The organism is Kribbella sp. NBC_01484, assembly GCF_036227145.1.
Classification (GTDB): domain Bacteria; phylum Actinomycetota; class Actinomycetes; order Propionibacteriales; family Kribbellaceae; genus Kribbella.
Genome location: NZ_CP109437.1, coordinates 7756601 through 7768165, shown reverse-complemented (window position 1 = coordinate 7768165; position 11565 = coordinate 7756601). Strand labels below are relative to the sequence as shown.

The 11565-nt window shown below is 69.1% G+C and carries 10 protein-coding genes; 4 read left to right on the top strand and 6 right to left on the bottom strand.

What is annotated here, in order from left to right; genetic code table 11:
• Positions 1–2: 2 nt before the first annotated feature.
• The gene (locus OG555_RS37510) at positions 3–1883 is read left to right on the top strand and encodes a DUF2207 domain-containing protein (RefSeq protein WP_329477969.1); all 1881 of its coding nucleotides are present in this window, start codon (positions 3–5) and stop codon (positions 1881–1883) included.
• Positions 1884–1887: 4 nt separating this feature from the next.
• Here OG555_RS37510 and OG555_RS37505 read toward each other — a convergent pair whose 3' ends face one another.
• The 3 genes from OG555_RS37505 to OG555_RS37495 form a co-directional block, all read right to left on the bottom strand.
• Entirely contained in the window at positions 1888–2415 is a 528-nt protein-coding gene (locus tag OG555_RS37505; protein ID WP_329477967.1) for a ferritin, read from the bottom strand.
• A gap of 50 nt (positions 2416–2465) precedes the next feature.
• A complete protein-coding gene (locus OG555_RS37500; RefSeq protein ID WP_329477965.1) occupies positions 2466–4373 on the bottom strand; it encodes a DUF2264 domain-containing protein in 1908 nt (635 codons plus the stop codon).
• A gap of 129 nt (positions 4374–4502) precedes the next feature.
• Positions 4503–5519, bottom strand: a complete 1017-nt coding sequence (locus OG555_RS37495) for a hydroxyacid dehydrogenase (RefSeq protein WP_329477963.1) — start codon at positions 5517–5519, stop codon at positions 4503–4505.
• A gap of 179 nt (positions 5520–5698) precedes the next feature.
• Between OG555_RS37495 and OG555_RS37490 the strand changes: the two genes are divergently transcribed.
• The 3 genes from OG555_RS37490 to thrS all read left to right on the top strand — a co-directional run bounded on the left by OG555_RS37490 (position 5699) and on the right by thrS (position 9073).
• Positions 5699–6613: a proteasome assembly chaperone family protein gene (locus tag OG555_RS37490; RefSeq protein ID WP_329477961.1), complete on the top strand. Its 915-nt coding sequence runs from the start codon at positions 5699–5701 to the stop codon at positions 6611–6613.
• A 166-nt stretch (positions 6614–6779) separates the two neighbouring features.
• A complete protein-coding gene (locus OG555_RS37485; RefSeq protein ID WP_329477959.1) occupies positions 6780–7625 on the top strand; it encodes an acyl-CoA thioesterase in 846 nt (281 codons plus the stop codon).
• A gap of 170 nt (positions 7626–7795) precedes the next feature.
• Positions 7796–9073 carry a threonine--tRNA ligase gene (gene thrS / locus OG555_RS37480; protein ID WP_329477957.1) on the top strand — a complete coding sequence of 426 codons (1278 nt, stop codon included), beginning with the start codon at positions 7796–7798 and terminating at the stop codon, positions 9071–9073.
• On the opposite strand, the gene OG555_RS37475 is transcribed toward thrS, so the two are convergent.
• Genes OG555_RS37475 through OG555_RS37465 form a run of 3 tightly spaced genes read right to left on the bottom strand, consistent with a single transcriptional unit; the run spans position 9015 to position 11561 of the window.
• Positions 9015–9299 (bottom strand): hypothetical protein, encoded by a 285-nt coding sequence (locus tag OG555_RS37475; RefSeq protein ID WP_329477955.1) that lies wholly within the window; start codon positions 9297–9299, stop codon positions 9015–9017. The two genes, thrS and OG555_RS37475, sit on opposite strands and share 59 nt — an antisense overlap.
• Before the next feature lie 56 nt (positions 9300–9355).
• Positions 9356–10213 carry a MaoC/PaaZ C-terminal domain-containing protein gene (locus tag OG555_RS37470; RefSeq protein ID WP_329477953.1) on the bottom strand — a complete coding sequence of 286 codons (858 nt, stop codon included), beginning with the start codon at positions 10211–10213 and terminating at the stop codon, positions 9356–9358.
• A 1-nt stretch (position 10214) separates the two neighbouring features.
• The gene (locus OG555_RS37465) at positions 10215–11561 is read right to left on the bottom strand and encodes a 3-oxoacyl-ACP reductase (protein ID WP_329477951.1); all 1347 of its coding nucleotides are present in this window, start codon (positions 11559–11561) and stop codon (positions 10215–10217) included.
• Between the last annotated feature and the right edge of the window lie 4 nt (positions 11562–11565).

The window sequence follows — 11565 nt, the reverse complement described above, 5'->3', positions numbered from 1 at the left end:
GCATGCGTAGGGCACTTCTCACCGCGATCGCCATGCTCGTCACCGCACTGGCCCTGGCCGGCTTCGCACTTCCCGCGTCGGCCGCCAGTGGCGACGAGGTGAAGAACTTCACGATCGACTACACCGTGACCCCTGACGGCGTGCTGCAGGTGAAGGAGACCATCGCGTACACCTTCGGAAGCACCGGCCGGCACGGCATCTACCGCGACCTGGTGACCCGGGAGCCGTACAAGGACGACGATTCGAAGGACCAGGAGTACGAGGTCTCGAACATCAAGGTGTCCGCGAGCCCGGGCGTGTCCAGCGAGTTCAGCACCGAGACGACGTCGTCCAACCAGGACCGGTACGAGACGATGCGGATCAAGATCGGCTCCGCGAACCAGACGATCTCCGGGTACGACGCGACGTACGTGATCACGTACGACGTCCGCGGCGCACTCCGGCATTTCGCGGACCACAGCGAGCTCTACTGGGACGCGACCGGATCGGCCTGGGACGCCGAGCTCAAGCGGGTCGACGTCACCGTGACTGTGCCGGAAGGTGTGCAGCAGACCCAGTGTTTCCAGGGGACCGCCGGCTCGACGCAGGACTGTCTGAACACCGTGAGCGACGGCAAGGGGATCTTCGGCGCTGCCAACCTCGCTCCGGGCGAGCAGATGACCATCGTTGCCGGGATCAAGGCCGGCGTGGTCAGCAACGACGCCCCGATCGTGGTCGACCCGCCGAGCTGGATGGAGCGCAACGGGCTGTCCTGGCTCGCGCTGATCGGCTCGGGCGCGGTGAGCCTGGCCGCGATCGCCGTGGCGGTGCTGTACTCGCGGAACGGGAACAAGGACCAGCGATTCGCCGGGATGCCGCCTGGCACGTTCCCACCGAACGGAGTCGCGGCCGAGCCCGTGAAGGACGACCTGACCGAGGACCAGATCCCGGTCGCGTTCGCGCCGCCGCGGATCCCGGTGGCCGAGGGCGGCCTGCTGATCGACGCGAAGGCGACCACCACGGAGACAGCCGCAACGCTGATCGACATGGCGGTGCGTGGCGGCATACGGATCGAGAGCACGGGGGAGAAGCAGAAGGCCGTGCTGCTGAACCCGGCGGTCGCGACGGCGCCGCACGAGCAGGTGCTGATGTCGGGACTGTTCCCGTCGCTGCAGCCGGGGTCGGAGATCAAGTTGCGCCGCGGCAAGGTGGGTGACCACAGGATGGAGCAGGCGCACGACGGGATGATCGCGGCGCTGCGGGATCAGGTGAAGCAGCGTGGGTGGTACCTGCGGATGCCGCGGGCGGGCGGCGGATCGGTGTTCAAGAACGGCTTTGGCTGCGCGTGCATGGGGATGATCGCGATCTGGGTGTTCGGGGCCGGGCTGGCCGGAACGATCACCGGTGCGGCGACCGGTGGGCTCGGGCGCGGCATCGTGATCGTGGTTCCGGTGGTCGCCGTACTCGTTGCCGTCGGCATCTGGATCGCGAAGCGCGGCAAGGGGCAGCGGAACCCGGCCGGCCGGGCGGTCGCGGATCAGCTGATCGGGTTCCGGAAGTACCTGGCCACCGCTGAGGCTGACCAGCTGCGGTTCGAGGAGGGGGAGGACATCTTCAGCAAGTACCTCCCGTGGGCGATCGCGTTCGAGTTGGCCGACCGCTGGCAGAAGGTCTGCGAGCAACTGGTCGCCGCCGGCCGCCTGACGCCCGACCCGTACTGGTACAGCGGGCCGTCGTACTACACCTCCGGCTGGACCGCCGGCCTGGTCGGCTCCACCCTCGCCCAAACCTTCGACCCGCCGCCCGCCCCGGCCAGCAGCGGGGGAGGCGGCGGCAGTTCCTCCGGCTTCAGCGGGGGCTCTTCCGGCGGTGGCGGGGGCGGCGGAGGCGGCGGCAGCTGGTAGGAACTCAGACCGCGCCGCCGGCAGCCGGGGGAGCTGTCGGGTCGTTGCCCGCGTCGCCGGCCACCTCGCGAGCCAGGAAGTCCTCGAGGTTGAACAGGTTGTCACCGGCCCGCTTCGCGACGTTGACCAGCGTCTTCATCGTGGCGACCTCCTCGACCTGCTCCTTGAGGAACCACTGCATGAACTGCTCGCCGACGTAGTTGCTCTCGTCCCGCGCGGTCCGGGCCAGCGTCTCGATCTGCTTGGTGACGGTGATCTCCTGCGCCAGCGCGAGCTCCAGCGGCTCGAGCGCGGTCTTGAAGTCCGACTCCACCTCGCCGACCGACGGGATCTGCGGCCGGATGTCCTTGTCCAGCAGGTATTGCACCATCATCATCGCGTGGTTGCGTTCTTCCAGCGCCTGCTTGTAGAAGTGCCTGGCCAGCTGCGGCAGGTCCTGATCGTCGTACCAGACAGCCACCGCCGTGTACTGCTGGGACGCCGTGAATTCGTTACGGATCTGTTCTTGCAGAAGTTTTTCGTACGTGCTCATCCCGTCAATCTAGTGGGCACGACCGGATTCCACATCGTTGGGGGCCTCCCCTAACCGACTCGGTTCTGTGCCAGTTCGACCACCTCGGTGCCACCGCCGGGCAGGGTGATCCGGACCGTCGTCCCGTCCACCGCGACATCGATGCCCTCGGCAAGCGCTTCCGGCCGGAGCGCGTCCCGGGTCAGCAGTACGGCGCTCACCAGCACCAGCGGATCGCCGCGGTGCGCAGCCGTCAGGTACGGCGTCGCCGAGTGCACACCGAACGGGTTCGCCCCCAGATCCCGGTGCACACCGGCTTCGTCGTACCCGTGCAGTCCGACGACCGCGGTCAGCAAGCCGTCGTCGTTCCGCGCCGACGCCGTCCGCGCTCCAGCGGTTGCCTCAGGCAAGGACTCGCCGGCGACCGCGAAGCCGCCGCTGCGCACCATCGCCCCGACCGGTCCTTCGACGAGTGCACACCGGATCTCCCAGCCACCGTGGACGACCGACGCGGTCTCGATCCGCCACGGTCCGTCCGTGCCGAGCCACGCCTTGTGCCACGAGGACGCCGTACGCCCGCTGACCGCGATCCGCCGGATTCGCCCACGCGAGCTCGCCCGGCCATCCGCGTCGACCAGCGAGATCAGGTTGTCGACGTGCGGTGCTTGGTCGGACAGCTCCGGCCCAGCGTGGTTCGCGTACGCCAACCGGTTGTAGTGCGGATCGCCCTCCGGCTCCACACCCTCGGGCTCGGCGACCGGCGCGTGGTCCGCGCCATGGTTGACCAGTTGCACGATCTGGTCGTGCCGGCTCGCGTGCACGATCCACCCCGGCGCCGGCATCGCCCGTACCTGATCCGCGTCGTCCAGCGGGATCGAGTCCTCCGAGTCCGTCCACACCGGGTGGTCCGGCGGCAACACCAGCCCGATGAAACCCTTCGAGGCCCAGTACGGCGAGCCAGGCCCGGAGTACTGCTGTGTCGTCGGCAGGAACGTGTCGTACCACCCCAGTGTCAGCAGACCACGCTCATCCGGCACACCGTGCTGCACGAAGTGCCGCGCGATCCCCGAGCACAGCCGCCGCGTCTGCCCAGGCGACAGGGGAGTGGCGTCCAGCAGCGCCCCCATCCAGTACGGCGTCGCAGCGGCCATCCGATAGGTCAGTGAGCGGCCCTGGTAGATCGGTGCGCCGTCGTTGCCGACCAGATGCACCGCGTCTTCGAGGAACAGGCTCAACCGCTCTCGGTACAGCTTCAACCGGTCCTCGTACGCCGCCCCGGGCGTGGCAGCGGCCATCCGGGTCCACAGCGCCGGGTAGAGGTGCATGGCCCAGCCGATGTAGTTGTCGAAGTTCTGCCCGTCGCCGTCGGAGTACCAGCCGTCGCCGACGTACCAGTCCTCGATCCGGTCCAGCCCGCCGTCGATGTCCTCCTGCGAGTACGGCGCTCCGACCGACGCGAGGAACTGCTCACTCACGACCTGGAACAGCCGCCAGTTGTTGTCGTGCGTGGTCGACCCGTTGAAGCCGCCCAGCCACTCCGCGACGTGTTCCTGCGCGCGGGTGTCGAGCCGGTCCCAGATCCACTCCCGCGTCTCGTGCAGCGCGACCGCGATCGCCGCCGCCTCGACCATCTGCTGGGAGCGCGGGGTGAGCCGCAGCCACGCCTCGGGGTGGTCGGGATCCGCTCCGTTCGCGACACCCCGCGCGTACCGCTCGATCAGCTCTTCGCAGCCCTTGCCCTGCACGCCGGCGATCCGGAACGCGGCCAGCATGAACGACCGCGCAAACCCCTCCAACGCATCAGACGCCGTCCCCGACCGACTCGGCCGCCCAGGCAGCGCGATCAGCGAGGCACCGGGGGAGAAGTACGGCACGAGCGAATCAAGCAGGTGATCCGCCAAGGCCTCCCAGTGCGCGCGACTCCATCCCGTCTGGCGCGACAGAACACGATCGGTATCAGGCAGTACGAGGCGTGTCATGGGGCCTCCCGGTCTGGACTGAGGAGTGGAGGGAGCGAAGCGACTGGAGCGAAGCGACTGGAGCGACGAGGGAAGGCCGGGAGTTGAAGCCCCATGACCGTCGCGCCGGAGGCGCGGCCAAAAGCACTGTCATGCGAGCCTTCTGAGTTCGGTGGGGCTGATGGCGTGCAGTAGTGGCCGGCCGGTGGCGAGGCGTTCGAGCTCGCTGACGGCGAGTTCGCCGAGGCGGGCGATTTCGTTGCCGACGGCACCGGCGACGTGGGGGGTGATGAAGACGTTGGGCAGGTCGAGCAGCGGCGAGTCGGGCGGCAGCGGCTCGGGATCGGTCACATCGAGGACGGCGTCGATCCGGCCGGACACGCATTCGCGGACGAGGGCTTCGGAGTCGATGATCTTGCCGCGGGCGGTGTTGATCAGGACCGAACCGTCCCGGAGCAGCCCGAGCAGACGGGCGTCGACCAGGCCGACGGTCTCCGGGATCAGCGGTGCGTGCACGCTGAGGATGTCGCTCCGACGGAAGAGCGTGTCGTTGTCGACCAGCTCCGCGCCGAGCCCGGCCGCCTCGGCTGCGGTCAGGTACGGATCGCTGATCAGCACGTGCAGGTCGAATCCGCGCAGCCGCTCGGCCACCATCCTGGCGATCCGCGACGCGCCCAGCAGGCCGACCGTCGTACCGTAGCTGCCCGGCATCCCGTGCGGGTCCGCCTTCCGCCGTTCGATCCGGTACTGCGCGGCCAGCCGGAACGCCCGCTTCCCGGCGAGCACGATCGCGGCGACGGTGAACTCGGCCACCGGCAGCGCGTTCGCGGTCGCCGCCGACGACACCTGGATCCCACGGTCGAACGCGGCCGGGTCGACGATCGCCTTCACCGAGCCGGCCGCGTGCAGGATCGCCTGCAGCTTCGGCGCCGCGTCGAGCACCTCGGGCCCGATCCGCGGGCAGCCCCAGCCGGTGAGCAGTACGTCGACCTCCGGCAGCGCGGCCCGGATCGCCGGATCGGCCAGGAAGCTGGTCCCAGGACCGACCGGGAGGACGGTCGCGGTCGCCTCCAGGCGCTGCCGGACGCGCGGGATCAGGACACGCTCCCGGCTCGCGTCGCTCATCGCCAGCATGACGGTCAGGGCGGAGTCTGGTTCGCTGCTCACGACAGCCAACCTAGCAAGCGCTTTCCGACGTGTCTTCCCGAGTGCCGAATCTTGGAAGATGCTGAAAGTTCCGGACTGCCGGAATGTGGGCCCGCATCTCAGGCGTTAACAGGTGAAAGGGCAGGATAGAGGAGCCTACCCGCCCTGTTGGCCACTGTGTGAATGTGAAGGAGACGACCATGCTGCGACCGGACGACCTCTACGAGATCGTCGACGAGTCGGTGGCGACCGGCCCGGCGGCGACGCCGAAGGTGCTGGTGCATTCGCTGGACGGGTTCATGGACGCGGGTCAGGCGGGCCGGGTCACGGCCGATCACCTGCTCGAGGTGCTGGACAGCCGGCTGCTCGCGCGGTTCGACATCGATCTCCTGCACGACTACCGGGCCCGGCGGCCTGAGGTGACGTTCGCCGAGGACCGGTTCATCGACTACACGCCGCCGCACCTGAGCCTGCATCTGCTCACCGACGACGCCGGTGTCGAGTTCCTGCTGCTCGAAGGTGTCGAGCCGGACAACCAGTGGGACCGGTTCGCCAGCGCCGTCCGGCAGCTGATCGAGCAGTACAACGTGACGTTGACGGTCGGCGTGCACGGCATCCCGATGGGCGTCCCGCACACCCGTCCGCTCGGCCTGACCGCGCACGCGACCCGGCCCGAGTTGGTCACCCGTTCGAACATCTGGGACGGCGAGATGCGGCTGCCCGCGAGCGCCGGCACGATGCTGCAGGTGCGCCTGGGCGAGGCCGGCAAGGACGCGATGGGCTTCGCGGTCCACGTGCCGCACTACCTGGCCGAGAACCGGTTCCCGGGCGCCGCGCTGGCCCTCGTGCACGCGATCTCCGCCGCGACAGGCCTGCTTCTCCCTAGCAAGGCCCTGCTCGACGAGGCCGCCGTCACCGGCCGGCTTGTCGACGAGCAGGTCGAGGCCTCGGAGGACGCGAGCGCGGTGGTGAACGCTCTCGAGACCCAGTACGACGCAGCCGCCGGCTCCCTGAGCCGCAAGAGCCTCCTGGCCGACTCCACCCCGTCGGCCGAAGAGCTCGGCGCCGAGGTCGAACAGTTCCTGGCCGAACTCAACCGCAACGACGACGAGTAACCCCGCCACCAGGCAGTACGGCAACTCCGCCGACCGCGCGGCAGGGCCTAGTCCCAGCGCTGGGACACCGGGTGGGGGCTCGGACAGGTTCTGGGGGCCTGGGGCAGGTTATTTCTTGTCCCAGGCCCCCGGTTCGTGGGCGAGGCCCCGCCTGTCAGGATGAGACATGCCTGAGTCGCTGGAGGATCTGGTCGAGCTGCTCGACCTGGAGATGATCGACGTCGACCTGTTCCGTGGGCGTCAGCCCGACACGTCGATGCAACGGGTGTTCGGCGGCCAGGTGCTGGGTCAGGCGCTGGCCGCCGCGAGCCGGACCGTCGACCCCGAGCGCATCGTGCACTCGCTGCACGGCTACTTCCTGCGGGCGGGCGACACCGCCGTACCGATCGTCTACCGCCCGGAGCCGACGCGCGACGGCGGCTCGTTCAGCAGCCGGCGCGTCGTCGCGTCGCAGAACGGGAAGCCGATCTTCTACATGTCGGCGTCGTTCCAGCGGCCGGAGCCCGGTCTCGACCACCAGGATCCGATGCCGGACGACGTCGTACCGCCGGACGAGGCGCCGCGGCTGGCGACCGTCCTCGAGGCTCGGTCGGGCCGCTCGGCCGCCGACTGGGACAAGGAGTGGGCGGCCCTCGACGTACGCCTGGCCGGAGTCACCGGCCGCCAGTTCTGGATAAGGGCTGCTGGCAAGCTTCCTGACGATCCTGCCTTGCATGCTTGCGTTCTCGCCTATGCGAGCGACCTGACGTTGCTCGGGGCAAGCTTGCTGCCGCACGGCATCGTGATCGGCGACCGCCGGATCCAGCCCGCGTCGCTGGACCATGCCCTCTGGTTCCATCGCGAGTTCCGCGCCGACGAGTGGCTCCTCTACGACCAGGCGTCCCCGTCCGCCTCTGGTGCGCGTGGGTTCGCCACCGGCCGCCTCTACACCGTCGACGGGCGCCTCATCGCCTCAGTAGCGCAGGAAGGCCTCATCCGCCCGGTAGGCCTGAACTTGGACGAGAACGCCTAGCAACTTCTGATATCGTGGAGGCATGTTGCAGCGCGCAGTAGTTACGACGACGCCGGAGTTCGTCCCGGCGCGCTGACACCTGACTGTCTGACAAAGCCCCGGGGCGAGTGACCCGGGGCTTTTTCGTGCCTTCCGTGGGTTGCTCGCCCCCAACTCGTGGAGGAAACACCATGTACGACCACCGCAAGATCGGCCGTGAACTCGGCCTGTTCGACTCCGACCCGCTGATCGGCGCGGGCCTGCCCTACTGGCTGCCCGCCGGTGCCGCGATCCGGCGCGCCTTGGAGAGCTACATCGCCGAGGTGGAACGAAGAGCCGGCTACCAGCAGGTCTATTCGCCCGTGCTCGCCAAGCGTGAGCTGTACGAGATCTCCGGCCACTGGGCCAAGTACCACGAGGACATGTACCCGCCGATGGATATGGGCGGCGAGCAACTGGTGCTACGGCCGAGCATCTGTCCACACCACGCGCTGATGTACCGCTCCCGCTCCCACAGCTACCGCGAGCTGCCACTGCGGATCTCCGAGCTCGGCGGCCAGTATCGCGCCGAGCTCTCCGGCGCGATCGGCGGCCTGAGCCGGGTCCGCGCGATGCAGCTCAACGACGCGCACATCTTCTGCCGCCTCGACCAGGTCGCCGAGGAGGCCGGCAACGCGCTCGCTCTCATCAACCAGGCCTACAGCGACATGGAGATCAGCCCGTCCCGCTACGTCCTGGCACTGCCCGCTGAAGACGCCGACTTCGACAGCCCGGCCGGCAAGTACGTCGGTGATGCCGCGAGCTGGGCCGAAGCCGCGCGACTCCTTCGTGAGGTCCTCGACAACGCCGGCGTGGACTACGAGGACTCGCCCGGGGACGCCGCGTTCTACGGACCGAAGATCGACATCCAGATGGAGGATTCGGCCGGCCGCGAGTTCAGCCTGTCCACCGTGCAGATCGACTTCCATCAGCCGGAGCGGTTCGGCCTCGAGTACGTCGGCGCCGACGGCAACAAACACCGTCCGGTGATGGTGCACCGCGCGATCGTGGGCAGTATCGAACGCGCGGTCGCGCAGCTGATCGAGGTGCACGGCGGCGCGTTCCCGGCCTGGCTCGCGCCGGTCCAGCTCGTCGTACTCCCGATCTCCGACGACGAGGAGAAAGTGGCCGCCGAGGTCGCCCGGCGGGCGTCGGATCGGGGGTTGCGGGTCGAGGTCGCGCACGCGGACGAAGGCAGTCTCGGTGCCCGGATCCGCGAGAACCGGTTGGCGCCGTACCAGGCCGTCATCGGTGCCCGCGAGGCGGCGGCCGGTCTGATCGCCGTTCGCCGACGGGATGGTCAGCAGCTCGACCCGGCGGACATCGGGAAGGTCCTCGACGACCTGCGCGACGACTGCCAACCTGCCGCACTCAGGTCGGATTCTGTGCGCGCCGGCGCAGGATCCAGGTCGCGATCGGTACCACGATGATCGTCCCGATCAGGGCACTCAGGAGTCCGCCCCAGTCGAAGATGTCGTCGTCACCGATGCCGAGGCCCAGCGTGAAGATCACGTAGCCGAGCAAGGCGCCGAGCAGGCCGAGTCCGATCGAAACCAGCCAGGACTTCGGCCCGCTCATGTGCCGGAAGGCATCATTGGGGACGAGCATCCGGGCCACGGCACCGCAGACCAGGCCGAGTAGCAATGCTCCTATCATGTCCACCCCTCCTATGGCTCGGAGTGTCCTCCACATTCCAGGCGGAGTCGAGTGGGTCAGTGGGCCTGCAGGTGGCCGATCAGGTGGGTGAGCTCGTGCTGCTCGTCGTACAGGGCGAAGTCGGTGGTCTTGCCGGTCTGCTGGTAGCCGAACTGCACGCGCGACGGCAGCAGCAGCGGCTTGCGGAAGTCGACGCGGACGGTGAAGGTGTCCGGCAGCTTCCCGGCGCGCTCGATCGAGGCGAGCGCGGCGGCCTTGGCCCACATGCCGTGCGCGATCTGGCGCGGGAACCCGAACGCCTGAGCGGTCAGCTTGAACAGGTGGATCGGGTTCCGGTCGCCGGACGCGGCGGCGTACCGGCGGCCGAGGTTGCCGCGCAGGTCCCACCATGCGGTCGGGTCCAGCTCGGGGTTCTTCAATAGGTCGACGTGTGCCGACTCCGTCCCGGACGAGCGACTGAGCAGCGTGGTGAGATCGGTCCACACCAGCTCACCGTCGACCCGCACCTCGCTGACCACGTCGAACACGGTCCCCTTGGGGTGCGGGCGTTCCGGCGTACTGTGCACCCGGATCGCCGGCTCCGCGTGGATCGGGATCGGCTGCCGCTGGCTGATCGTGTTGGACAGGTGCACGATCCCCATCGGCTTGTAGGGGAAGGAGGGGTCGGACATCAGGTCCAGGTGCAGCGGGAACGCGAGCACATGCGGGTACGTCGCCGGCAGCGCCGGACCGGCCGGGAACCCGGTGACGTCCCGGTACGCCGACAAGTGGTCCTGGTCGATCGCGGAGCGGGGGAGCTCCAGCGTGAGGCCGTCCGCGTCCGGCTCGTAGTCGGCCCGTCGCAGCGTGGCTTTGACCGTCCGCGCGTAGAGCGAGCCCAGGCCGGGGGAGTCGTCGTACCGTCGGGTCGGCATGTCAGGCGCCCAGCATGCTCTGGCCGCAGACGCGGACCACGTTGCCGGTCACACCCGCTGAGGCCGGGTCGGCGAACCAGGCGATCGTCTCGGCCACGTCGATCGGCAGCCCGCCCTGCTGCAGCGAGTTGATCCGGCGGCCGACCTCGCGAATCGCGAACGGGACCTTCGCGGTCATCTCGGTCTCGATGAACCCGGGCGCTACCGCGTTGATCCGGATCTGCCGGTCGGTCAGCGTCGGCGCGAGTGCCTGGACCAGGCCGATCACGCCGGCCTTCGAGGTCGCGTAGTTCGTCTGGCCGTTGTTGCCGGCGATGCCCGCGATCGAAGCGACGCCGACGATCGAGCCGCCGTCCCTCAGCGCTCCGGACTCGACCAGATGCTTCGTGATCCGTTCGGGGGCGCGCAGATTCACGTCGAGTACGGCGTCCCACGCGTCGGTGCGCATGTTGGCCAGCCGCTTGTCCCGGGTGATGCCGGCGTTGTGGATGACGATGTCGAGCCCGCCGTGCTGCTCCTGTGCGTGCGCCCCGATCCGCTGCGGTGCGTCGACCGCGGTCACGTCGAGGAGGAGCTCGGTACCCCCGATCTTCGAGATCACCTTGCGCAGGGCGTCCGCGTTCTGCGGTACGTCGACGCCGATCACGGTCGCGCCGTCCCGGGCCAGCGTGTCGGCGATCGCCGCGCCGATCCCGCGGGCCGCGCCGGTCACCAGCGCGACGCGGCCGGCCAGTGGGCGAGCCGAGTCGTTGCTGACCAGCGGTCCGGTGCCGACCCGCGCGACCTGGCCGTCGACGTACGCCGACTTGGGGGACAGGAAGAAGCGGAGTGTCGAATCCAGCTGCTCGTGCGCGTCCGGAGCGACGTACACGAGGTTGACCGTGGCGCCGCGCTTGACCTCCTTGCCGAGGCTTCGCGTGAAGCCCTCGAGGGCGCGCTGCGCGATCTGCTGCCCGGTGGTGTGCGCGAGCTCCGGCGTACGGCCGACCACGATCACTCGCCCGGCCGGCGCCAGTTGGCGGATCACGGGGGAGAAGAACCGCTGCAGGCTGGTGAGCTCGGCCGTCGACGTCGCGCCCGTGGCGTCGAAGACCAGCGCCTTCGGCCGGATCTCGCTCGACGCCACGCCCTCGGTCGCCGTACTGAAGGAGGCTCCGATGTCCCGCAGCAGCGCCTGGATCGCCTTACCGGTGTCGGTCTCGGAGATCGCGCCGAACACCACCGGCCCGTCGATCACCGGCGAACCCTCGGTCCAGCGCGGCAGCGGTGCCGGGTCGGGCAGACCCAGGTTCTTCACCAGGGTCTGGCCGAGCGGCGTCCGGGTGAAGGTCTGGTAGCGATCCGTCATCTCA